The 22,770-nt window shown below is 65.6% G+C and carries 23 protein-coding genes; 7 read left to right on the top strand and 16 right to left on the bottom strand.

Translation table 11 applies throughout. From position 1 onward, the window contains the following. The 6 genes from V6M49_RS02145 to V6M49_RS02170 all read right to left on the bottom strand — a co-directional run. The coding region (locus V6M49_RS02145) for an Hsp70 family protein (RefSeq protein ID WP_332759798.1) at nucleotides 1-1,038 on the bottom strand (1,038 nt) is incomplete at its 3' end. 156 nt (nucleotides 1,039-1,194) lie between these two features. Then, the gene (ccsB, locus tag V6M49_RS02150; protein WP_332759800.1) at nucleotides 1,195-2,331 is read right to left on the bottom strand and encodes a c-type cytochrome biogenesis protein CcsB; all 1,137 of its coding nucleotides are present in this window, start codon (nucleotides 2,329-2,331) and stop codon (nucleotides 1,195-1,197) included. Then, a complete protein-coding gene (gene resB, locus V6M49_RS02155; RefSeq protein WP_141141497.1) occupies nucleotides 2,331-4,088 on the bottom strand; it encodes a cytochrome c biogenesis protein ResB in 1,758 nt (585 codons plus the stop codon). Before resB ends, ccsB begins: the two co-directional genes overlap by 1 nt. Beyond that, nucleotides 4,088-4,843 (bottom strand): cytochrome c biogenesis CcdA family protein, encoded by a 756-nt coding sequence (locus tag V6M49_RS02160; RefSeq protein ID WP_058931385.1) that lies wholly within the window; start codon nucleotides 4,841-4,843, stop codon nucleotides 4,088-4,090. Before V6M49_RS02160 ends, resB begins: the two co-directional genes overlap by 1 nt. A gap of 15 nt (nucleotides 4,844-4,858) precedes the next feature. After that, nucleotides 4,859-5,494 (bottom strand): TlpA family protein disulfide reductase, encoded by a 636-nt coding sequence (locus V6M49_RS02165; RefSeq protein WP_210412328.1) that lies wholly within the window; start codon nucleotides 5,492-5,494, stop codon nucleotides 4,859-4,861. Nucleotide 5,495: 1 nt separating this feature from the next. Then, nucleotides 5,496-6,176, bottom strand: a complete 681-nt coding sequence (locus tag V6M49_RS02170; RefSeq protein ID WP_141141498.1) for a histidine phosphatase family protein — start codon at nucleotides 6,174-6,176, stop codon at nucleotides 5,496-5,498. A gap of 201 nt (nucleotides 6,177-6,377) precedes the next feature. Between V6M49_RS02170 and V6M49_RS02175 the strand changes: the two genes are divergently transcribed. The 3 genes from V6M49_RS02175 (at nucleotide 6,378) to V6M49_RS02185 (ending at nucleotide 8,785) form a co-directional block, all read left to right on the top strand. Continuing rightward, nucleotides 6,378-6,926, top strand: coding sequence for a YceI family protein (locus tag V6M49_RS02175; RefSeq protein WP_332759803.1), 549 nt, complete (start codon nucleotides 6,378-6,380; stop codon nucleotides 6,924-6,926). A 107-nt stretch (nucleotides 6,927-7,033) separates the two neighbouring features. Beyond that, nucleotides 7,034-7,786, top strand: a complete 753-nt coding sequence (locus V6M49_RS02180) for a hypothetical protein (RefSeq protein ID WP_246848602.1) — start codon at nucleotides 7,034-7,036, stop codon at nucleotides 7,784-7,786. 180 nt (nucleotides 7,787-7,966) lie between these two features. Beyond that, nucleotides 7,967-8,785, top strand: a complete 819-nt coding sequence (locus V6M49_RS02185; protein ID WP_332759804.1) for a hypothetical protein — start codon at nucleotides 7,967-7,969, stop codon at nucleotides 8,783-8,785. 57 nt (nucleotides 8,786-8,842) lie between these two features. On the opposite strand, the gene V6M49_RS02190 is transcribed toward V6M49_RS02185, so the two are convergent. Further along, nucleotides 8,843-9,568, bottom strand: coding sequence for a redox-sensing transcriptional repressor Rex (locus V6M49_RS02190; RefSeq protein WP_442959689.1), 726 nt, complete (start codon nucleotides 9,566-9,568; stop codon nucleotides 8,843-8,845). An 89-nt stretch (nucleotides 9,569-9,657) separates the two neighbouring features. Beyond that, nucleotides 9,658-9,912: a glutaredoxin family protein gene (locus tag V6M49_RS02195; RefSeq protein WP_104060455.1), complete on the bottom strand. Its 255-nt coding sequence runs from the start codon at nucleotides 9,910-9,912 to the stop codon at nucleotides 9,658-9,660. 161 nt (nucleotides 9,913-10,073) lie between these two features. Here V6M49_RS02195 and V6M49_RS02200 point away from each other — a divergent pair, with 161 nt between their 5' ends. Next, on the top strand, nucleotides 10,074-10,892 hold the full coding sequence (locus V6M49_RS02200) for an HAD family hydrolase (protein ID WP_332759808.1): 819 nt from the start codon (nucleotides 10,074-10,076) through the stop codon (nucleotides 10,890-10,892). A 202-nt stretch (nucleotides 10,893-11,094) separates the two neighbouring features. Here V6M49_RS02200 and V6M49_RS02205 read toward each other — a convergent pair whose 3' ends face one another. The 8 genes from V6M49_RS02205 to V6M49_RS02240 all read right to left on the bottom strand — a co-directional run bounded on the left by V6M49_RS02205 (nucleotide 11,095) and on the right by V6M49_RS02240 (nucleotide 19,478). Beyond that, nucleotides 11,095-11,193 carry a 30S ribosomal protein bS22 gene (locus V6M49_RS02205; protein ID WP_003792170.1) on the bottom strand — a complete coding sequence of 33 codons (99 nt, stop codon included), beginning with the start codon at nucleotides 11,191-11,193 and terminating at the stop codon, nucleotides 11,095-11,097. A 156-nt stretch (nucleotides 11,194-11,349) separates the two neighbouring features. Next, on the bottom strand, nucleotides 11,350-11,562 hold the full coding sequence (locus tag V6M49_RS02210) for a helix-turn-helix domain-containing protein (RefSeq protein WP_058931377.1): 213 nt from the start codon (nucleotides 11,560-11,562) through the stop codon (nucleotides 11,350-11,352). 142 nt (nucleotides 11,563-11,704) lie between these two features. Next, the gene (locus tag V6M49_RS02215) at nucleotides 11,705-12,811 is read right to left on the bottom strand and encodes a 3-deoxy-7-phosphoheptulonate synthase (protein WP_141141503.1); all 1,107 of its coding nucleotides are present in this window, start codon (nucleotides 12,809-12,811) and stop codon (nucleotides 11,705-11,707) included. 246 nt (nucleotides 12,812-13,057) lie between these two features. After that, a complete protein-coding gene (locus tag V6M49_RS02220; RefSeq protein ID WP_332759811.1) occupies nucleotides 13,058-14,059 on the bottom strand; it encodes an acetylxylan esterase in 1,002 nt (333 codons plus the stop codon). A gap of 175 nt (nucleotides 14,060-14,234) precedes the next feature. Continuing rightward, nucleotides 14,235-15,770 carry a rhamnulokinase gene (locus V6M49_RS02225; protein ID WP_332759813.1) on the bottom strand — a complete coding sequence of 512 codons (1,536 nt, stop codon included), beginning with the start codon at nucleotides 15,768-15,770 and terminating at the stop codon, nucleotides 14,235-14,237. Continuing rightward, nucleotides 15,767-17,848 (bottom strand): bifunctional aldolase/short-chain dehydrogenase, encoded by a 2,082-nt coding sequence (locus V6M49_RS02230; protein ID WP_332759815.1) that lies wholly within the window; start codon nucleotides 17,846-17,848, stop codon nucleotides 15,767-15,769. The genes V6M49_RS02225 and V6M49_RS02230 overlap by 4 nt, the downstream gene beginning before the upstream one ends. 2 nt (nucleotides 17,849-17,850) lie before the next feature. After that, on the bottom strand, nucleotides 17,851-19,017 hold the full coding sequence (gene rhaI, locus V6M49_RS02235; RefSeq protein WP_332759817.1) for an L-rhamnose isomerase: 1,167 nt from the start codon (nucleotides 19,015-19,017) through the stop codon (nucleotides 17,851-17,853). 104 nt (nucleotides 19,018-19,121) lie between these two features. Further along, entirely contained in the window at nucleotides 19,122-19,478 is a 357-nt protein-coding gene (locus tag V6M49_RS02240; protein ID WP_332759818.1) for an L-rhamnose mutarotase, read from the bottom strand. A gap of 149 nt (nucleotides 19,479-19,627) precedes the next feature. On the opposite strand from V6M49_RS02240, the gene V6M49_RS02245 reads away from it, so the two are divergent. The 3 genes from V6M49_RS02245 (at nucleotide 19,628) to V6M49_RS02255 (ending at nucleotide 22,732) form a co-directional block, all read left to right on the top strand. Next, nucleotides 19,628-20,659, top strand: coding sequence for a LacI family DNA-binding transcriptional regulator (locus V6M49_RS02245; RefSeq protein ID WP_332759819.1), 1,032 nt, complete (start codon nucleotides 19,628-19,630; stop codon nucleotides 20,657-20,659). Nucleotides 20,660-20,765: 106 nt separating this feature from the next. After that, complete coding sequence (locus tag V6M49_RS02250) at nucleotides 20,766-21,230, top strand: iron chaperone (protein ID WP_141141510.1); 465 nt, start codon at nucleotides 20,766-20,768, stop codon at nucleotides 21,228-21,230. A 107-nt stretch (nucleotides 21,231-21,337) separates the two neighbouring features. Then, nucleotides 21,338-22,732, top strand: coding sequence for an FAD-binding oxidoreductase (locus V6M49_RS02255; RefSeq protein WP_332759821.1), 1,395 nt, complete (start codon nucleotides 21,338-21,340; stop codon nucleotides 22,730-22,732). Nucleotides 22,733-22,770 lie beyond the last annotated feature (38 nt).

Raw genomic sequence — 22,770 nt, forward strand, 5'->3', positions numbered from 1 at the left:
TGACTTCGGATCGGCGTCCACGGCGATCGGCCGGTCCAGCTGCTCCGAAATCAGCTGTGCCACCAGGGGAATGCGCGATGAGCCGCCGATGAGAAGCACCGCGGACAGGTCGTCCGGGGTGAGGCCCAGGTCCTGCAGGGAACGCTCCAGGGCGTCCACTGTTTCCCGGATGGGCTCGCTGATCATCGCCTCGAAGTCGGACCGGACCAGCCGCACCTGCTGCTGGAATCCCGGCAGGAGCACCGAAATGCTCGCCTCGCTGTCCGCGGACAACGCCTCCTTGGCTTCCACACACTCCCGCCGCAGGCGCGACAGGGCCGCCAGCGCTCCGGGCGCCGACGGGTCAAGATTGGCCAGGCCCTGCCCGGCGTGATCGGCAACGTACCGCAGGACGGCTGCGTCGAAGTCGGCGCCGCCCAGCCCCTCGATCCCTTCGGGCCGGCCCAGCAGTTCAAAGTGGCCGGCGTCCGTTTTCTTCAGGACGGCGGTGTCAAAGGTCCCGCCACCGAGGTCGTAGACGGCGATGGTACTGCCAGCCTCCACCCGCACCTGGGCGGCGTAGTGCAGCGCCGCCGCTTCCGGTTCGCTGATCAGCGTGACCTTTGTCAGGTCTTTTGAGGCCAGGGCAGCGAGGATGAGCTGCGTTCGGTGCGCACCCCAGGAGGCAGGGTGGGAAAGGATAATGTCCGACGGCGGCGCTCCCTCGCGTTCTTCAGCCCGGTCTGCGACCCATCGGGCCATAGTGGCGAAGACGTCCTCAGCAGGGAGGGAAAGAGTGCCGACGGCAATGGGGACGTCGTCTCCGACGCGCCTTTTGAACTCCCGCACCACCCGCTCCGGGGAGTCAAGGCCGCGGCGCTCGGCCGCCTCCCCCACCAGGATGGGGCCTTCCTCGGGGTAGTAAACCACCGAAGGCACAGCCGTTCCGCGGAGCCCCAGCGGCAGGCTCTCGGGAACACGTGAAGCGTCGTGATTGATTCGAACTATGGCGGCGGCGGTGAAACTGGTCCCGACGTCAAGGGCGAGAACATAGTTCATGGGCACCTCGGCAAAAAACGCAGCTAGCTGTCTGCGAGCTTCATCACTGACAACTCCCACCAAGGTAGCATCACCGTCTGCGGGGCAACACCCTTATTCATACATCGATTGGCGTATCAGTCGACCGCTGCCAGGGACAGCTGGAGAAACCCCAGTTCAGAGGCCCGAATAGGAGTGCAGACCGTTAAAGAACTGGTTGACGATGGTGAAATTGAAGACCACGCAGAGGTAGCCGACGATCGACAGCCACGCGGCGCGGGTGCCGGTCCAGCCACGCGTGGCGCGGGCGTGCAGGTAGCCGGCGTAGACCACCCAGATCACGAAGGTCCAGACTTCCTTGGTGTCCCAGCCCCAGAACCGGCCCCAGGCTTTTTCAGCCCAGATGGCACCGAACATGAGGGTGAAGGTCCAGCCGATGAAGGCGATGGCGTTGATCCGGTAGGACAGGTTTTCCAGGCTCAGTGCCGAGGGAACCAGCCGCATAAAGCCAAGCTTGTCAGCACCACCGGCAGCCACCGTCTTTTGCCGGTGGGACTGGACCAGCTGCAGGGCGGACATGGCGAACGTGAGGGTGAAGAGTGCGGAGGAGAGCACCGCGATGGAGACGTGGATGATCAGCCAGTAGCTCTGCAGCGCAGGGACCAGGTGGCCCACGGGGGTCCAGTAAGCCACCGAGGCGGCCACCAGCATGATGATGGCCAGGCCCACCACAAACGTGCCCAGGAACCTCAGGTCGCGGCGGATCAGCACCACCAGGAAAACCGCCACGGCCACAAACGCGCCGGTGGTCAGGAACTCGTACATGTTGCCCCACGGCACCCGGCCTGCACCCACGGCACGCGTGATGACGCCGGCGGCATGGATCAGCACGCCGAGAACGGTGAGGGCAACGGCGACCCGCGCCGGAACGCGGCGTTCCGCCGCATAGCGCATATCGGCGTCGGCCGTCTGCCCGGCCCCGGAAGCGTCGCCGCCCCGCTTGGCCACGGACGACGACGGCCGCTCGACCCGTCCCACCGGTCCGGCCAGGTGCGAGTCCACCCTGTCCGTTGCCACGCTGTCGGCTGCCGCGGCTGAACCAGCAGCAGAACCAGCAGACGCACCGGCGCCGGCCATCGCGGGCACCTTGGTCCCGGCAGCCTCGGCCGCCTTCAGGTCTATGGCGCGCAGCGCCCTGCTGCTCTTCGCGAGGTCCCAGGCGAAGGCGATGAAGGCCACGGTGTACGTGCCGGCTGCGAGCAGCATAAACAGCTCGCTGTACTGGCCCATGGTTTCGTTGATGGCGAACGGCATTACTGGTCCTTTTTCGGCCCGGTGGGGCCCGCTGGGGTGGTGACAGAGTCTGCGCCATTATCGCCCTGGCGGCTGGGAGTTTGCTGGGTGACGCTGGAATCGGAATCGTCAGCAGATTCGACGGAATCGGAATCCGCAAGCTGCCACTCGTCGGACAGCAGCTTCCTGACGGCAACCGCTTCCGCGGCGAGCCGGTGGTCCTCACCGCGGGCAAGCAGGCCATACTCCACCATGGTGCGGCCGTCCTCGTGCGTCCCGGTCCGCACCCAGACGCGGCGCCGGTTCACGTAGAGCGAGACGATCAGGCCGCCCACGGCCAGCAGCGCGAAAATGAGGGCGTAGAGCTGGCCCGGGTTGTGGTGGATGTCCACGCCCACGTACCGCTTCACGCTGTCAAAGCTGATGCTGCCCTTGCCGTCCGGCAGGGTGTAGGTGCTGCCCGGAGCCAGGGTGATGCCGCCGGCGTCCAGGTTGCGGGCGTTCAGCGGCGTGAGGTCACTGACGTCGAGTTCAAAGACGTTCTGCGGCGAGCCGGCGTCCAGGCCAAGGTCCCCGAAGTAGGAGTTCAGGGTCAGCCGCGGGTTGAACAGGTCCGGATCGCCGCTGAAGGACACCCCCTCCTCGGTGACAAACGCCGTGGGCAGGAAGAACCCCACGAAGCCCAGCTGTTCGGGCCGGGCGTCGGGGACCTTGATCACCAGGGAGGAGTAGTAGTTGTCACCCTGGAGCTTGGCCACCACGGGACCCTGCATGGCCACGTTGCCGGCGCCGTCGCGGATGGTCACCACGGGCGCGTAGCCGTTGCCGGTGAGGTAGATGCTGGTGCCGCCGAGGGTCACGGGATCGTTGACCTTCAGGACTTCCTGCTTGGCGGGCGAGTCCGGGGTTTCCCGGGTGGTGACTTCGGCGTTGAAGTCGATGGGCTGGCCGATTTTGCCTGGTGATTCGCGGTCAAACAAGACGTCGAATTTGTCCAGCTGGATGGAGTACGGCTGCAGCTGGCTGGACTGGAAGTTCGTGCCGGGGGTGAACTGGTCGTAGCCCACCAGCGTGTTCACGAAGGTGTCGCCCTCCACCAGGATGCGCTGGCCGCTGTAGCCGAACAGGCCGCCCACGGCCACGGACACCAGCACGCCGATCAGCGACGTGTGGAACACCAGGTTCCCTACCTCCTTGGCGAAGCCGCGTTCGGCGCCCAAAGACGGCCGCGCGCCGTCGTCGTCCCTCACGTCAACGCGGTAGCCGCGCTTCCTCAGCACGCCAGCGGCACTGCGGATGGCGTCCGACGCCGGGAGGCCGGCGTCGGCGGGAACCACCAGGGTGCCGTACTCGGGGAGGCGGGAGAGACGTTTGGGGGTCCGCGGCGGCTGGGAGCGCATGGCCCTGTAGTGGGCGATGGCGCGCGGGACCACGCAGCCGATCAGCGAGATGAACAGCAGGATGTAGATGGCCGAGAACCAGGCCGACGAGTAGACGTCGTAGAGCTGGAGGGTGTCCAGCAGCTTCCCGTAGTCCGGGTTGTCCTTGATGTACTGCGTCACGATGGACGGGTTGGCCGGGCGCTGCGGGAAGAGCGAACCGGGCACCGCGGCGACAGCCAGGAGCAGCAGCAGGAACAGCGCCGTGCGCATGCTGGTCAGCTGGGTCCAGGCCCAACGCAGCATCTCCACCGGCCCCAGGACTGGCAGCGCCGCCTCGGTTTTGGCGGCGGCAACGGGTGCCGGGGACTTTTTGTTTTCTTTCACGCGCTCGCTCATCAGATCGGCAACTTCACATCGGTTTGGAACCAGTACTGCAACTCGGTGACCCAGGTGCCCCAGACGCCGCTGGCCATCAGCAGGCCCAGCACCACCAGGATCCCGCCGCCGATCCGCTGGATGGCCAGGCGGTGCGTGCGGAAGAAGGACATCACACCCATGCCTCGTCGCACCGCCAGGGCGATCAGCAGGAACGGGATGCCCAGGCCCAGGCTGTAGACAAACGCCAGGAGGGCACCCTTGGCTGCGGAGGAACCGCCGGACAGGCTCAGGAGCTGGACGGCAGAGTAGGTGGGCCCGATGCACGGGGCCCAGCCCAGGCCGAACGTGAGGCCCAGCAACGGCGCGCCCCACAGGCCGGCCGGCGGCTTGGCGTGGATTTTCGCATCACGCTGCAGCCAGCCGAAACCGCCCATGAACACCACGCCCATGAGGATGACCAGGAGCCCCAGCAGCTGGGTGATCCAGGCATTCTGCGAGCCGGTGATCAGGGTGCCGAGCTGGCCGAACGCGCCGCCCAGAAGCACGAAAATCACCGAGAACCCCAACACAAAAAGCCCGATGCCCGCCAGCATCCGGCCGCGCTTCTGCTTCTCCAGGTCCACGCCGCTCAGGCCGGTGACGTAGCCCAGGTAGCCGGGCACCAGGGGCAGCACGCACGGCGACAGGAAGGACACCAGGCCAGCGAGCAGCGCCACCGGGATGGCAAGCAGGAGCGAGCCGTTCAGGATGGTTTCGGCGAAGGGGCTGTTCACGGTCCGGGGCCGCCGCTACTCTGCCACGGCGGCGGTGATGAGGGCTTTGAGGGTGCCCTTCTGGATTTCGCCCAGCACGCGCGAGGCCACGCGGCCCTGCTTGTCCAGGACCAGCGTGGTGGGGACCGCTCCCGGCGGGACCAGCCCGGAGACGGCCAGGAGCACGCCGCCGTTCTTGTCATCGAAGCTGGGGTAGGTCAGGTTGAAGGTCTTATCAAAGGCCTCTGCAGTGCCTTTTTCATCGCGGAGGTTGACGCCAAAGAACTGCACGCCCTGGTCCTTGAAGTCCTGGTGCAGCTCTTCCAGGATGGGTGCTTCAACGCGGCAGGGTGCGCAGGCGGCGAACCAGAAGTTCAGGACGGTCACCTTGCCCTGGAAGTCCGCGGGGGCTATCTGGGTGCCGTTGAACAGCGTGCCGTTAATGGCGACGGCGGCCTTGCGGTCCGCGGCGGTGAACTCGGTCACCGAGCCGTCCCCGGCCACGTAGTTCTTGTTGTCGCCGGCTTTGGCCTGCTTGGCGAGGGCGTCTTCCTGCGCGCAGGCGGACAGCCCCAGGGTCAGGGCGGTCAGGGCGGCGCCGCCGGCAACGAGCACGGCGCGGCGGGATGCTGTGCCTGAAATTGCGCGGGATGTTGCGCGAGGGTCAGTCATGTCAGGCTCCGGGGGTGCTGGCGGCGCCGGGAAGAAGTACGGCAGCGGGCTCACTGTACTCAACGCGCAGGAGCGAGCCGTCGTCGTCGAACACCAGGGAGGTGATGGACGTCAGCGTGCACTCGCGCTTGCGCGGGTCATGCCACAGCGGCCTGCCTTCGGCGCTGAGGCGGGTGGCCCAGATGGGGAGCTGGTGGCTAACCATGATGGCTTCCGGCCCATCGGTTCCGTAGTCGCCGGTGGCCAGTTCGATGGCCCGGAGCCGGGCGTCCTCAACAGCTGACATGACGCGCGCGGCCTGCGCCTTGTACGGTTCGCCCCAGGACGGCCGGAACGGGTTGACCAGGTGCGGCCAGTGCTTGGGCTTCCGGAGCTCGGCCTTGGTGACCTTCATGCCCTGGAAGTAGTTTTCCGCTTCAATGATGCGGCTGTCCGTGTGGAGTTCCAGGCCAAGCGCCTCTGCCGTGGGGGCCGCTGTTTCCTGCGCCCTGACCAGCGGCGACGCCGCGAGATAGACGATCCGTGCCCCGCGCGCGGCACGTTCGGCGAAGTGGTCGGCGAGCATCTGCGCCATTTCCCGGCCCAGCTCGGAGAGGTGGAATTCGGGCAGCCTGCCGTACAGAACGCGGTCAGGATTGTGGACCTCGCCGTGGCGGAGCAGATGGACAGTGGATTGGGGCATGTTTACCAGTTTCTCAAAGATGGCGTGCGATCCGAAATCTTCTACATCCAGTAGAACTCAAATTTTTGGAAAAATGTTCCGGAACCGGGAACAAAACATGCAAACGCATGTTTATACTGGATGCAGCGGATAGTTGAGGATTCAACAGATGAAGCGTCAAGCTATCCGGAAGTACCACCCGACAAACCAAGGAGAAACACCATGACTCTTCCCGCAGACGTCACCACCGGCACCTGGACCCTCGACAACTCGCACAGCGAGATCGCCTTCACCGTCCGGCACGCAGGCATCAGCAAGGTCCGCGGCCAGTTCAAGGATGCCGTGGCAACCCTGGACCTCGCCGACAACGTGGCCGATTCCAAGATCAGCGCCACCATCCAGACCGCCAGCTTCGACTCCGGCGATGTCAACCGCGACGGCCACGTCCGCGGCGAAGACTTCTTCGACGTCGAGACCTTCCCGGAAATCTCCTTCGTCTCCAACAGCCTCGTGGCCAAAGGCAACGGCTACGAGCTGACCGGGGACCTCACCATCAAGGGCGTCACCCGCCCCGTTGCCCTCGAGACCGAATTCAACGGCGTGGCCGTGGACCCGTTCGGCATGACCCGCGCCGGCGTCTCCGCTGAAACCACCATCAGCCGCAAGGACTTCGGCCTGACCTGGAACGCCGTGCTGGAAGCCGGCGGCGTGCTGGTCAGCGACAAGGTTGCCGTCAACCTGGAGCTCGCGTTCATCGCACCCGCAGCATAGTTTTCTTCCTGAAGCACCCCGGCCACCAATTCCCCGGAATCTGGCGGTCGGGGTGCTTTGTTTTTATCCCCTAGATACAGGCGGATACGCGGTCTACAGTGAGACCCATGAGCAACAGTGAAGTACCACAGCCACAGCAGCCACAGCAGCCCGGCGCCGAGCAACCGGGCGCCCAGCCGCCCGTCACTCAGCCGCCTGTCACTCAACCCCCTGCCGGCAACGTACCGCCTGCAGGCAACGTTCCTCCGGCCGGCTACCAGCCGCCACCCGCCTACCCGCAGCCGGGCCAGGCTTATCCCGCGCCGGGCCAGGCCTACCCGCAGCCCGGCCAGCCATACAACCAGCCTGGCCAACCGGGCGGCTTCCGCTTTGAGATGCCAACCGACGGCCCCCGCAACTTCAACGACGTTATGCCCAAGGCCGGGTTCTCCGGCATGTTCAGCGTGACCGGGCTGCCCACCGAGCTCAAGGTCTCGTACTGGATCTGGCTCATCGGCGGCATGCTGGGAGTCCTTGGCGGCCTGTTCGGCGTGTTGGGTTCGCTGGCGTTGTTCGTCGTGGCACCCGGGCTGGCCGTTGTGGTCCTCCTGCTCGTCCTGGTGGCACTGGCCCTGGCGGCGGCCCAGATTGTCCTGGTCCTGAAGATGAAGGAGGGCAAGGAATGGGCAAGACTTGCGCTCACCATCGTGGCCGGCGTTTCGCTGGTGCTCGCCGTGCTTGGCGGCAGCGTGGGCGGCGGCGGCATGGGCCAAGGCATCGGCAACAACTGGCTGGGCTTCCTCATCAGCGCCGCGGCAACGGTGCTCATGTGGCTGCCGAACTCGCAGGCCTGGTTCAACGCCGCCAAGGGCCGCGCGTAGACCGGATCCAGTAGAAACACAGCCTTGCGCGACCCCCGCTGAGTTCTGTGGGAATACCTCTCCGGAATGATCCCCCGCGGCACCCGCCGGGGGTACGGTGGGAAGTAAGCCGTACTGGGGGCAGGCCAGTTGGACTGCACCCAGCAGCCGAACTGACATCCGACCTGCAAAGGACCGCTCATGAGCACTCCTGTCCCGCCTCCCGTTCCGAACGAGCCCGAGCCCGGCAACCAGCCGCCAGCGCCCCGATACGGCGAGAACAGCCCGCAGTTCGGGCAGCCCACACCGCCGGCGCCACAGTACGGGCAAAACGCCCCGCAGTATGGCCAGCAGACTCCCCCGGCACCCCAGTACGGGCAAAACGCACCGCAGTACGGGCAAAACGCCCCGCAGTATGGCCAGAACAACGCGCCGCAGTTCGGCCAGCCCACGCCTCCGCCTTATGGCCAGCAGCCGTACGGGCAGTCCCCCTACGCGCAGTACCCGTCCGAGCAGCCGCACACCACGGGATCCAACGGGGTTCCCCAGCTGGTCAACATCTCGTTCTGGCTGCTGATTGGCGCGGGTGTTGTGTATGTCATCAGCCTGCTGATGGGCATTGGCATGCTTGACGATCCGTTGTTCCGGAATGCGTTCGACGACGCCATGCGCAGCAGCGGTGCCACTGGTGCGGAATTCGCGTTCGACGACTTCAAGGGTGTCATTGCCGGATCGCTCGTGGTCTTCGCGATCATCGGTGCGGGGTTGTACGCGCTCGTGGCGTTCTTCGTCCGCAAGGGCAAGAACTGGGCCCGCATCCTCGGTACGGTTTTCGCGGCACTGTCCATTTTCGGCCTCTTCGGACCACCGAGCCTCGGAACTGTGGGAACGCTGGCCGGGATCGCAGCGATCGTGCTGCTCTACCTGCCGGCCGCGGCACCTTACTTCCGCAAGCAGCAGCCGTTCGCTAACCCGTACGGCGCCCCGGGCACCACGCCTGGCAACCCGTACGGGCAGTAGTACCAACGAGTCGCATCCACACCCTAACGGGCGTGGGCCCCATCAGCCGCCGACGAACTAGGCGGTCTGGTCCGGGGTCTGCGCCCGTTGTGCGTGATAGGCGAGGATCTGCAGTTCGGTGGCCATATCCACCTTGCGGAGGTTGACGCCCTCGGGGACCTGCAGCATAACGGGGGCGAAGCTCAGGATGCTGTGGACGCCGGCCGCCACCACGCGGTCGCACACGGCCTGCGCCGCATGGGCCGGAAGTGCCAGGACCACCATGTTGGCGCCCGTCCGCTGCAACACGGCCTCCATGTCCGCAGCGTCGCTGACGCGCAGCCAGCCCACTTCATTGCCCACCACCATCTGGTCGGCGTCGAAAATTGCCACGACGTCAAACCCGCGGGACTCGAAGCCGCCGTAACGGGCCAGGGCCTTGCCGAGGTTACCCGCGCCAACAATGGCGACCTTCCAGTCGTGGGTCAGCCCCAGGGCCGCGGAGATGTGACGGCTAAGGTACTGCACTTCGTAGCCCACTCCGCGCGTGCCGTAGGAACCCACATAGGAAAGGTCCTTGCGAAGGGTTGACGAGCTCACTCCTGACGCTTCCGCCAGCGATTCCGAAGATACCCGTTCGACGCCGTCGGACAGCAGCGTGTTAAGGGCGCGCAGGTAGATGGTCAGCCGGGCCACTGCTGCGGGCGGTATTTGCTTGGTGGACTCGGCGCCGTGGACGGGCTGTGCACTGTGGCCAGCCTCTGTACCTTGGACAGCATGGGGAGATGGATCCAGTGAAGTCACTATCCCCTCCATCCCATCGCGTCGTGACTCCACTCTAGAGCCCCGCAGCTGGTGCCAACAAAGCCGGTGTCATTCTGCGGGCCGCTTTCCTATTGGGCCATGGCGCGTTTGAGGACGCGCTCCAGCCGGGCTTCGTCGATCTTCCAGAAATCGCGTTGGATTCCATCCACCAGGACTACGGGGATTTCCTCCGCGTACCGCTCACGCAGTTCCGGCAGCTCGTCCACCTGCTGTTCCGTCCACCCGAGTCCCAGCGAGGCAGTAACGCGTCCGACGGCGTCGCGCGCTCCTGCACACAGGTGACAGTCTGCTTTGGTGATGAGGACTACCTCGGGTTTTGCCATGCATTAACCGTATCGCCCTTCAGGGCAGAGAGCTGGGCAGAGGACAGCGGCCGACGGCGGGGCGTACGGCGGGTCGACGGCGACGCGGGTATCCGGGCGAGCGCTGGCACTCGCGCTGGCACTGAAATCTTGGTCACCGAGTATTGACTAGACTCGTGGACATGCCCGAGGAGAAGTACGTCGCTGTGGTGACCCAGCCGGATGCGTTGATGCAGACCGGCGAAGCCGCCTTCTTCGACGTCGATAACACCCTCATGAAGGGCGCCAGCCTCTTCCATGTTGCCCGCAAGATGCACCAACGCGGCGCCTTCACCCTGACGCAGGCTGCGGGGTTCGCGTGGAAGCAGTTCAAATTTGTGGCGCGCGGCGAGAACATGGACGATGTCCACGCTGTCCGCGACTCCGCCCTCACCCTCGCCGAGGGCATCACCGTGGAAGACGTCAAGGCCCTGGGCGAAGAGGTCTACGACGAAATGATCGCGTCCAGGATCTGGCCCGGCGCCAAGGCATTGGCGCAGCAGCACCTGCGCGTGGGCCGGCGGGTCTGGCTGGTTACCGCAACCCCCATCGAGGTTGCCGCGGTCATTTCCACCAGGCTCGGCCTGACCGGAGCCTTGGGCACCGTGGGCGAGGTTGCCGACGGCATGTACACCGGCCGGCTGGTGGGCGACATCCTGCACGGTTCCGCCAAGGCAGTGGCTGTGCAGGCCCTGGCCCACGACGAGGGCCTGGACCTTAAGCGGTGCTGGGCCTACAGCGACTCATACAATGACATCCCGCTGCTGACCCTCGTGGGGCACCCGGTAGCCATCAACCCTGATGCCAGGCTCCGCCGCCACGCGCGGGACAACAACTGGCCGGTCTACGACTTCCGTTCCGGCCGCCGCGCCGCCACCCTGGGGCTCAAGGCAGCAACGGCCGGCGGCGTAATTTACGGACTGTGGAAAGGCTTCGCCCGCATCCGCGGCCCCCGGGCATAACCGCCGCCGCAACTGTCGCCGTCGATGTTTCACGTAGGAGCGCATCGCGGCCGAACGAGCGACAGAGGTCGCCCAGCGACCAGCGGAGCTCCTTTCGGCTGTGTCTAAGCGACGGTGAAACGTCGATGGCGACCTCACCCGACGCAAAAAAAATGCCCGCTGCCGGGAAGGCAACGGGCATTTCACGCTTGTCGAAGTATCTCTACTTCTTATTGCGGCGCTGGTGACGGGTCTTACGAAGCAACTTGCGGTGCTTCTTCTTGGCCATACGCTTGCGACGCTTCTTAATAACTGAACCCACGAAAGTTCCTCACAAACTAGATGCAGTACCTGTCTGATGGAAATGGTCCGTGGACAGAGCTACAGACTGAAACAACTGACAGATTCTTACAATGACGTAAAACGTTCCTTAACAGGGTACCGCTTCTTGGCGATGCCCACTGACCGCAGGTAATGCTCAGGCGGTTTCGGAGTGCCCGTCCACCACAGCACCCTTGAGGTACTGCTCGACGGCGCTCTCCGGCACCCGGTACGACCGGCCGAAACGCACCGCTGGCATTTCGCCTGAGTGGACCAACCGATAGACGGTCATTTTGGAGACGCGCATGACCTCGGCCACTTCGGCCACGGTCAGGAACTTCGCGTTCGAGAAGTTCTGTTCTGCGGACATTTCCCTATTCCTTTGCTGATGGATGACGACAATACCCCAGCTTTGATTCATATTCGGTGTGCCGATGCTGAGCCATCCACCAACCATGTGTTAGATACTCTAGAGGTTCATGGGGCTGTAGTGAAAGTCATCCGGGCAATCATTAAGCGGTCCGGCGCTTCCTGGCGGACGCCGCGAGCTGATCGAGGACCGAAACGGAGACGTCCCAATCCATGCACGCGTCCGTGACACTCTGCCCGTAGACCAGTTCCGCCCGGCCCGCCGCATGCTCGGTGACATCCAGGTTCTGGGCTCCGCCCACCAGGAAGCTCTCCAGCATGACACCCGCGATGGCCTGTGCCGCCTCGCCGCCGTCCTCCAGCTGCGCGCCGATTTCCAGCGCCACTTCCGCCTGCCGGTGGTGGCTCTTGCCGCTGTTGGCGTGGCTGGCGTCCACGATCAGCCGGGGGTTGAGCCCCTTGCCGGCGAGCTTGGCGGAGGCGCTTTCGACGTCGGCCGCTGAGTAGTTAGGCCCTTTCCGTCCACCCCGGAGGATGACGTGCGTGTCCGGGTTCCCGGCGGTGGCCACCAGCGCGGCCCGGCCGTCGCCGTCGATCCCCAGGAATGCCTGGGCGGCAGCGGCGGCGCCGCACGCGTCGAGCGCCACCTGGAGGTCGCCGTCGGTCCCGTTCTTGAAGCCGATGGGCATGGAGAGACCGGAGGCAAGCTGGCGGTGGATCTGGCTCTCGGTGGTGCGCGCCCCGATGGCTCCCCACGAGATCAGGTCCGCCATGTACTGGGGGCTGATGGGTTCCAGGAATTCGGTGGCCGTGGGCAGACCCAGCGCGGTGACCTGCTGCAGGAATTCCCGGGCGGTCCGGAGCCCGGTGACCATGTCATGGCTGCCGTCCAGGCGAGGATCGTTGATCAGGCCCTTCCAGCCCACCGTCGTGCGGGGCTTTTCGAAGTACGTGCGCATCACGATCAGGAGGTCGTCACGGTGCTTCTCGGCCTGGCTGACCAGCCGGCGGGCGTATTCCAGTCCAGCCTTGGGATCGTGGATGGAGCAGGGGCCCACGATGACCAGCAGCCTGTCGTCCACGCCGTCCATGATGGCCCGGACTTCGTCGCGGCCACGCTCGACGACGTCCGTCACCCGGGCGTCCAGGGGCAGCTCGGCGATGAGCTCCTGGGGCGAGGGCAGCGGCGTGAATTCGCTGACGCGCAGATTGGACGTGGATTTTGCGGGGGTGGCTGTCGCGGTGCTCATGTTCGGGTCCTGTTCCAGATAGGAAGCGGGCCCAGATCAGAACCCGCCGGAGAAATGGCGAAGGGCAGAGAATGATCTCTGCCCTGTTGGCTCTGAAGGAAGATGGATGCGTGTCAGTTAGACGCGGGCTCCTCCAGAGCCAACGAAAAATACGCATACCAACGGTTTGTCATAGGCAAACCATAACCGCGCGCTGTGACGGCCGCAAAATCACGGCCGTCACACATGGAAATCCGGGCCCCCAAGTCAGCCCAGGAGCTCGCGGAGGTACTGCAGCTGTCTGATCCAGTGGTGTTCCTGGCCGCCCTCGTGGTTGTTGAACCGGTAGACCTCGATGTCCTTTTGTGCCGCGGAGCCGCTGCCGTAGGCGTTGAAGCTGGCGAACACAGTGGATGGCGGGCAGACATCGTCCATCTGCGCCACCGAGTACAGGGCCGGTGCGGTGGCCGCCCGCGCAAGGTTGACGCCGTCGAAATAGCTCAGGACCGCGAGCATCGGCTCATACCGGTCCCGGTGCCTGCCCAGGAAGGCCGCGATTTCCGGATAGGGGCCGCGGGCCGCGATGTCGATGGACCTGGGGAAGTCCTGCAGGAAGGGGACGTCGGGCAGCGCGGCGATGACGCCGTCGAGCCTTCCGGCCACCAGCCCGGCAACGGCCACCACAATGCCGCCGCCCTGGCTGATTCCGGCCAGGACCACGCGCGCGGGATCCACCTCCGGGTGGGACTGCGCCGCTTCCACCGCACGGAACGCGTCCACGTACACGCGGCGGTAGTAGTAGTCCTCACGGCTGCCGGCGCCCCTGGTCATCAGCCCCGCGTAGGCCACCTCGCCCGCAGACGGGTGGGGATCCGCCGTCTGGCCGAGGATCCCGCCATAGCCCTGGCCGCGGGTGTCCATGATGAAATGCGCATAGCCGGCCTGCGCCCATTTGGTGTCCTGGTTGACGAGGCCGCGGCCGCCGGAGTAACCGATGTACTGCACGACGACGGGCAGCCGGCTTCCGGCGCGCCGATTCGCCGGGAGGTGCAGCCAGCCCTTGATGGGTGCGCCGTCGTAGCCGGCGAACGTTACGTCGAAGGTGTCGATGACCGACAAGTGGTTCTCAACCGGCCCGAACGTGGCGTTGAGCGGGAACGTCCGGGCCTCGTCGAGCGTGGCGTCCCAGAAGTCCTGCAGGTCGGCCGGCGGCGTGACCCGCGATGCGTAGCCGCGGAGCTGGTCAAGGGGAAGGTCGAAGAGGGGCATGCTGCTGTCCGGTCCTGTCTCGTCGGGTTGCTATCGGAGATCCTACGTCACGCAACCCACCCGGCGGCGCCTTCTTTGAGCGCGAAACGACACTTGGGGCCCTGCGATTAGGGCCCCAAGCGTCCCCTCGCGCTGGGTTGTTCGCGCTGGATGGTTGCCGCTGGGTGGCGGGTGGTTACAGTCGGGAGAGCTGCGGCGTGAACGTCTGCAGCTCGTGCGAAGACACCACCAGGCGGCGCAGTTCCGTGAGCCCCCCGCTGACGTGCCCGGCGGCACGGGCCTGGACCAGGACATTCCCGACGGCGGTCGCTTCCACCGGCCCGGCCACCACCTTTTTGCCCGTGGTGTCGGCCGTGAGCTGGCAGAGGAGCCTGTTCTGCGAGCCGCCCCCCACGATGTGGACCACGTCCACGGTGCGCTCCGCCAGGCGTTCTGCGTCCGCGATGGCCCGCGCGTAGCCCGTGGCCAGGCTGTCCATGATGCACCGGGTGATGGCCGCCTGGTTATCAGGCAGGATGTCTCCGGTATGGCCGACCGTGGCGCGGATGCGGTGGGGCATGTTGTCCGGGGCGATGAACGCGGAATCGTCCGGATTGATCTGCGGGCCGCCCGGGGGCAATGCGGCTGCGGCGGCCAGCAGGTCAGTGAGTTCCGGGGTGTGGCCTTCGGCGGCCCAGGTCCGCTGGCATTCGCTGAGCAGCCAGAGCCCGCCCATGTTGCGGAGGTAGCGGATGGTGCCGTCCACGCCGCGTTCGTTGGTGAAGTTCGCTGCTCTGCTGGCCTCGGTCAGGACCGGATGATCCAGTTCCAGCCCCACCAGGGACCAGGTGCCCGAGGAGACATATGCGAAGTCCTCCTCCTGGGCCGGGACCGCGGCGACGGCAGAGGCGGTGTCGTGCGAGCCGACGGCCACCACGTTGGTGCCGGCCGGCAGTCCCACCCTTGAGGCGATCTCCGGCAGCAGCGTGCCAACGGTCTCGCCGGGCTCGATCAGCGGCGGGAACAGGTTCTTCGGCAAGCCGAGGGCGGTCAGGAACTCCGTCGCCCACTCCCCCGCGACTGCGTCAAACAGACCTGTGGTGGAGGCATTGGTCGATTCCGTGCGGCGGACTCCCGTCAGGAAGAAGGCGATGAGGTCCGGGATCAGCAGCGCCTGCAGACCGTTCAGGTCCCGCTCCGTGGCCAGCTGGTAGAGGGTGTTGAACTGCAGGAACTGCAGCCCCGTGGTGGCGTAGAGCCGGGCAGGGTCCAGTTTCCGGTGCACGGGGGCGACGGCGGCGCGGCTGCGGTCATCGCGGTAGCTGAACGGCTGCGCCGTCAGCTCCCCCGCCTTGTTGACCAGGCCGTAGTCCACCGCCCAGGTGTCGATCCCGATGCTCGTGATGGTCTCGTCCTGCACCGCCGCGACGGTGGCGGCGGCCTCGAGGCCCGCTAGGACCTCGGCGAACAGGGCGTCGAAATCCCAGCGGAGGCCGCCGTCGAGCTCCACCACACCGTTGGGAAACCGGTGCACCGTTTCCAGCTCCACGCTCACGTCCTCAGTGGCGGACGAACCGTTTCTGATCCGGCCGAGGATGACCCGGCCGGAAGAGGCGCCGATGTCCACGGCGGCGAACACCTGCCCGGTGGAACGGGCGGCGGACACCGCCCCGGCAGTGGCCGGTGCGGTGTCCTGTGCTGGAAAGCCGGGCTGTGCTGCTGGGTTGGTCATCGCAGGAAGGCTGCGGCCACCCCAGCGTCCACGGGGATGTGGAGGCCGGTGGTGTGGGACAGTTCGTTGCTGGTGAGGACCGCAGCGGCGTTGGCCACGTGCTCGGGCAGGACCTCGCGCTTGAGCAGGGTCCGCTGGGCGTAGTACTTGCCCAGTTCCTGCTCGTCCACGCCGTAGACCGCGGCGCGCTTGGCGCCCCAGCCGCCGGCGAAGATACCGGAGCCGCGGACCACGCCGTCGGGGTTGATGCCGTTGACGCGGATGCCGTATTCGCCCAGTTCTGCCGCAAGGAGCCGGACCTGGTGCGCCTGGTCGGCCTTGGTGGCCGAGTACGCGATGTTGTTCGGGCCCGCGAACACGGAGTTCTTGGAGGAGATATAGATGATGTCCCCGCCCATGTCCTGCGCGATCATGACCTTCGCCGCGGCCTTGGAGACCAGGAAAGAGCCCTTGGCCATGACGTTGTGCTGGATGTCCCAGTCCTTCTCGGTGGTTTCGAGCAGCGGCTTGGAAATCGACAGGCCGGCGTTGTTGACCACCAGGTCCAGCCCGCCGAAGGCCAGCACCACCTCCTGGATCGCTGCGGCGATCTGCGCTTCGTCGGTCACGTCGGCCTGGACACCGATGGCGACGTCCGCGCCGCCCAGCTCCGCGGCGACGGCCTGGGCGCTCTCCAGGTTCAGGTCGGCAATGACCACGCACGCGCCGTCGGACGCCAACCGCGTGGCAATAGCCTTGCCGATGCCCGACGCCGCCCCCGTCACCAGCGCGATGCGGGAGGCATGCGACTTCGGCTTGGGCAGGCGGGCGAGCTTCGCTTCCTCCAGGGACCAGTACTCGATCCGGAACTTCTCGGATTCCTCGATCGGTGCGTAGCTGGAGATCGCCTCGGCACCGCGCATCACGTTGATGGCGTTGAGGTAGAACTCGCCGGCCACCCGGGCGGTCTGCTTGTTCGCCCCGTACGAGAACATGCCCACGCCCGGGACCAGCACAATCGCCGGGTCCGCGCCGCGCAGCGCCGGGGACTCCGAAACGGCGTGGCGGTCGTAGTACCCCTGGTAGTCCTCGCGGTAGGCGGTGTGGAGTTCCTTCAGCCGGTTGATGGAGTCCTCGATCGAGGCGTCGGCGGGCAGGTCCAGGATCAGGGGCTTGACCTTGGTCCGCAGGAAGTGGTCCGGGCAGGACGTGCCCAGGGCGCCCAGGCGCGGGTGCTCGGCGGATTCCAGGAAGTCAAGGACGACGGCGTCATCAGTGAAGTGCCCCAGCTGCGGTTTGTCCGTGGAGGCCAGGCCACGGATCACCGGGGCGAGCGCGGCGGCTTTGGCTTTTCTTTCCGCTTCCGGGAGCGCGCCATAGCCGGCCAGCTTGGCACCGAAGGGTTCGGCTTTGCCGTTGTCCTCGATGTACTTCTCGGCCTGTTCGATGATCCATAGCGAGTTGGCCTCGGCTTCTTCGGACGTAGCGCCCCAGGCGGTGATGCCGTGCCCGCCCAGGATGGTGCCGATGGCCTGCGGGTTGGCGTCCTTAATCGCCGCGATGTCCAGGCCCAGCTGGAAACCGGGCCGGCGCCACGGAACCCAGAGGACCTTGTTACCGAAGATCTTGGTGGTCAGCGCCTCGCCGTCCACCGCGGTGGCAATCGCGATCCCGGAGTCCGGGTGCAGGTGGTCCACGTGCGCGGCGTCCACCAGCCCATGCATGGCGGTGTCGATCGACGGCGCGGCGCCGCCTTTCCCGTGCAGGCAGTAATCAAAAGCGGCCACCATCTCATCTTCCCGTTCAACGCCCGGGTAGACATTCTTCAGCGCGTTCAGCCGGTCCAGCCGCAGCACCGCGAGGTTCCCCGCTTTGAGTGTGCCGAGGTCCCCGCCGGAGCCCTTGACCCACAGCAACTGGACATCCTCACCCGTGACCGGGTCCTTCTCCGTGCCCTTGGCCGAGGTGTTGCCGCCGGCAAAGTTGGTGTTGCGTTTGTCCGCGCCGAGGCGGTTGGAACGGGCAATCAGGTCGTCAACAGTCGTGTTGCCTGTGTTCTGCGTAGCTGTGTTCTGCGTAGCTGTGTTCTGCGTAGTCATTGTTAGGCGCCCCATCCGGCTTGCTGGCCGCCGATGCGGTCCTCGTTGATCTGTTTCTGGTAACCACTGGCCCTGAACGCGGCCATCGGGTCCGCGGGCAGGCCGCGGGATTCACGCCATTCGGCCAGGATGGGCCGGACGTCGGTGTAGAAAGCGTCGTTGAACACGCCGTTGGCGGCCAGGACGTCCCCGGACCGCTGGGCCTCGCCCAGGGCGGCGGTGTCCACGAGCAGGGCCCGGGCCGTCATTTCCTGGACGTTCAGGACCGAGCGGATCTGGCCCGGGATCTTCTCCTCGAGGTTGTGGCACTGATCCAGCATCAGGGCCACACCGGAATCCTTCCCGAATCCGCCGCCGCGGATGACCTCGTACATGATGCGGAAGAGCTGGAACGGGTCCGCTGCGCCGACGATGAGGTCGTCGTCGGCGTAGAAGCGGGAGTTGAAGTCGAAGGAGCCCAGCTTGCCCAGGCGCAGCAGCTGCATCACGATGAACTCGATGTTGGTGCCCGGCGCGTGGTGGCCGGTGTCCAGGCAGACCATCGCCTTCTCCCCCAAAGCCAGGGTCTGCGCGTAGGAGGTGCCCCAGTCCGGAACATCGGTGTGGTAAAAAGCCGGCTCGAAGAACTTGTACTCCAGGACCAGCCGCTGGTTCTCGCCCAGACCCGCGTAGATCTCCTGCAGCGACTCGGCCAACCGGTCCTGACGCCCGCGCATATCGTCCTGGCCCGGGTAGTTCGTCCCGTCCGCCAGCCAGATCTTCAGGTCCTGCGAGCCCGTGGCGTGCATAATCTCGATGCACTCAAGGTGATGGGCAACCGCACGCCGCCGCACGGACTCACTGGACGAGGTCAGGGAACCGAACTTGTACTCGTCATCCTGGAAGGTGTTCGAGTTGATGGTGCCCAGGCCCACGCCCAGGCCGGCCGCGTACTCCTTGAGGGCGGCGTAGTCATCCACCTTGTCCCACGGGATATGCAGGGCCACTGTGGGAGCGAGGCCGGTCAGCTCATGCACCTTGGCGGCGTCCGCGATCTTCTCCTGCACCGTCCGCGGGGTTCCCGGCGTGCCGAACACCTTAAAGCGCGTGCCTGAATTTCCATAAGCCCACGAAGGGACCTCGATGGCAAGCTCCCCGAGCCTGCCAAGCGCCGTTGCTACGTCATTCATGTTGGTTCTTCCCGGTCTTAGTGATGTGGTCTGTTGTGCTGTGGTCTTTGGTGACGTGGTCCGTTGTGCTGTGGTTCCTGCGGCCCGCCAACGGGGCCAGTGCCTCAGCTGCTAGTGGACTCCGCCGCCGCGAGCTGATCGTCAAGATTGAAGACTTCCTCAAGGACCTGGAACCCTTCGTCGGGCGCCTGGTCCGGATTGTCTGGGTTATCAAAAAGCGTGACCATCTCGGCCTGCCAGCGGGTATTGACCTCGGTCAAGGCCATCCGGGCCCGGACGGCGTCGAAGTCGTCGCATTCGAGATATCCGATGAGGAGCCCGTCCGCACCCAGGAACAGCGAGTAGTTGTTCCAGCCGGCGTCATTCAACGCACGGAGCATTTCAGGCCAGACCGCCGCGTGCCGCCGTCGGTATTCGTCGATCAGCTGTGGCTGGACCGAAGAGCGGAAACACACCCTCATCTGCAACTCCCCTGAACTTTCCCTGGTTTGAATCGTTTCATTGTTACGATTCAAAGTACTCTTGAAGTCAAGTAGGTGTCAAGCAATTTCCAGACCACATCCGGAACTACGGGAAAAGTGCCGCACACGGCATATCAGCACGGAGAAACATGAATCGCTCAGCCAGCATCAAGGACGTCGCCAACCATGCCAGTGTTGCCGTGGGAACGGTCTCCAACGTCCTGAACTACCCGGACAGGGTTTCCCAGCGGACCAAGGAGCGCGTGCAGCGGGCCATCGATGAGCTCGGCTTCGTCCGCAATGACGCCGCCCGCCAGCTACGCGCCGGCCACAGCAGGACCATCGGGCTGATTGTGCTCGACGTCGGCAACCCCTTCTTCACGTCGGTGGTCCGGGCCGCGGAGGATGCCGCAGCCCTCCAGGGCAGTGCCGTGCTGCTGGGCGACAGCGGCCACGATGCCAGCCGGGAATCCAACTACATCGACCTGTTCCAGGAGCAGCGCGTGCAGGGCCTCCTCATCTCGCCCGTGGGTGACGTGACGGCGCGTATCGACCAGCTCCGCGAGCGCGGTGTCCCCACCGTTCTGGTGGACCGGCTCGCCGATGAGACCAAGTACAGCTCCGTCTCAGTGGACGACGACGCCGGCGGTTACCTCGCTGCCCGGCACCTGCTGGACACCGGCCGCCGTCGGCTCGCCTTTGTGGGCGGCCCCACCTCCATCCGCCAGGTGGCGGACCGACTCCAGGGCGCAGAACGCGCCGTGAAGGAGGAAGCCGATGCCACGCTGGAGGTCCTCGATTCCGACGGCCAGACCGTGCTGGCAGGCCGGAGCGTGGGCAACACGCTGGTGGAGCGGGGGCCCGGCGAGCTGCCGGACGGCATCTTCTGCGCCAACGATCTGCTTGCACTGGGTGTGATGCAGTCACTGACCATGACGCACACGTTGCGGATCCCGGAGGACATTGCGCTGATTGGGTACGACGACATCGACTTCGCCGTGTCCGCCGTCGTCCCGCTCTCCTCCATCCGGCAGCCCACCCAAGCACTGGGGCGCACAGCCATCGAGCTATTGGCCGAGGAACTCGAGTCCGACACTCCAAAGCACCGGGCCGTCATCTTCACCCCCGAACTGGTGGTGCGCCAGAGCACCGCCCCGGCCAAGGGATCCTCCGCCGGCTAGGGATTTTCCGGTTCGAGCAGTTGTGTATTCGAGCAGTTCTGGAGAAGTCTCCTCGGCGCCCGGACACTAGCGTGGACTCCAAGAGACCACCAAGGAAGGAACCGCAATGACGGACACGAACAAGACCGACACGAGCACCAAGTCGTACGACGGCTTCGATGCGGACGAACGGGCCGCAATGAAGGAACGGGCCCAGGAGCTCAAGGCTGCATCGCGAAAAGGGGCCCGCGCCGCCAAGCCGGATGGCGAAAGCGATGTGCTCGGGAAGATCGCCGAGATGTCGGACCCGGACCGCGCCATCGCCGAACGGCTGCATGCCATCATCACGGACAACGCCCCGGAACTCGCGCCGAAGACCTGGTACGGAATGCCTGCCTACGCCAAGGACGGCAAGGTGGTCTGTTTCTTCCAGCCCGCGGACAAATTCAAGGCACGGTACGCGACGCTCGGATTCAGCGACCCCGCAAACCTCGACGACGGCAACATGTGGCCCACCTCCTATGCCCTGACCAAGCTCACTGCCGCAGACGAAGCAAGAATCGTCGAGCTCGTGAAGAAGGCGGTCAGCTAGCGGCTCAGCCTGCTCCGGACGGGGGCGCCCGAGCTGCCGCAATTTCCTCTTGCCAGTTCGTGCCAACGGTGGGACTCTGCTGGAAGAGCGAGAGGTCCGTGAGTCCCATGGAACAAAGCACGGAGATCGACGGCGTTGCGGTCGATGAATTACAGACATCCTTTCGGGGCGACCTCGTCCGTCCGGTTGACGCTGGTTACGATGAGCATCGCAGGGTGTGGAACGGGTCGATTGACCGCCGGCCCGCACTGATAGCCCGCTGTACCGGCGTCGCAGACGTGCGAGCTGCCATCCGGTTCGCCCGCTCGCAGAACCTGCGGGTTGCCGTGCGGGGAGGCGGTCACAGCTTCCCCGGGCTGTCAGTGTGCGATGACGGAATGCTCATCGATCTCGGGCCTATGAAGGGCATCCGGGTGGACCCCGAGGCGAGAACGGCACGTGTCCAGGCCGGCGTACTGCTCGGCGAGCTCGACCGGGAGACGCAGGAGTTCGGTCTCGCTGTCCCGTCTGGAGTCGTGACCCACACCGGGGTGGCGGGCCTGACCCTCGGCGGTGGCATCGGCTGGGTCATGCGGAAATACGGGCTCACGGTCGATCAGCTGCTGTCTGTGGACGTGGTCACCGCCGACGGCGAGCTGGTCAAGGCAAGCGAGAACGAAAACGCCGACCTCTTCTGGGGCGTGAGGGGTGGCGGCGGGAACTTCGGCATCGTCACCGACTTCGAGTTCCGGCTTGTCTCTGTGGGTCCATACGTTATGGCCGGGCCCGTGTTCTGGCCAATGGAAGATGCCCCCGAAGTGCTCCGCTTTTATCGGGACTGGATCGGGGACTGCCCCGACGAGCTTATGACCATCGCCGTGCAGCGAAGGGCACCGGCGCTGCCGATCGTGCCGCCCGAGCTGGTGGGCAAGCTCGTCATTGCGGTCACCGCCTGCTACGCGGGACCGGTCGAGGACGGCGAACGGGCCCTTCGCCCGCTCAAGGAGTTCGGTTCGCCCGTGCTCGATCTTTGCCGGCCCAAGCCCTTCCTGGAGCATCAGAGGACCTTTGATCCGTCCTTCCCGCACGGCTGGCATTACTACGTCAGGTCCTGTGACGTCGCGGCCCTCAGCGACGACGTCATCGACATCGTGGTGGAGCACGGCAGGCGCATCACCTCGCCGGTCACCAGCATCGCCCTGTGGCAGATGGGCGGTGCGGTGGGCAGGATCGACGACGGTGCTACCGCCTTCAACGGCCGCCAGGCCGGGTTCACGTTCAACATCAACGGCAACAGCAAGACCGCCGACGGCTTCGACGCCGAGCGCCAGTGGGCCCGCGACTACTGGTCTGCCCTGGCGCCCCACCACACCAGCGTCTACGTGAACTTCCTGATGGAAGAGGGCGAGGAACGTGTCAGGCACGCGTACGGCGCCGCCAAGTACGACCGGCTCAAGGCACTCAAGCGCACCTACGATCCCACGAACTTCTTCAGGCTCAACCAGAACATCAGGCCCGACTGATGACAGCGCTAGTGGATCGGAGAACGTCATGCTAAAAA

The sequence above is a fragment of the Pseudarthrobacter sp. genome, from assembly GCF_036675385.1.
GTDB lineage: Bacteria > Actinomycetota > Actinomycetes > Actinomycetales > Micrococcaceae > Arthrobacter.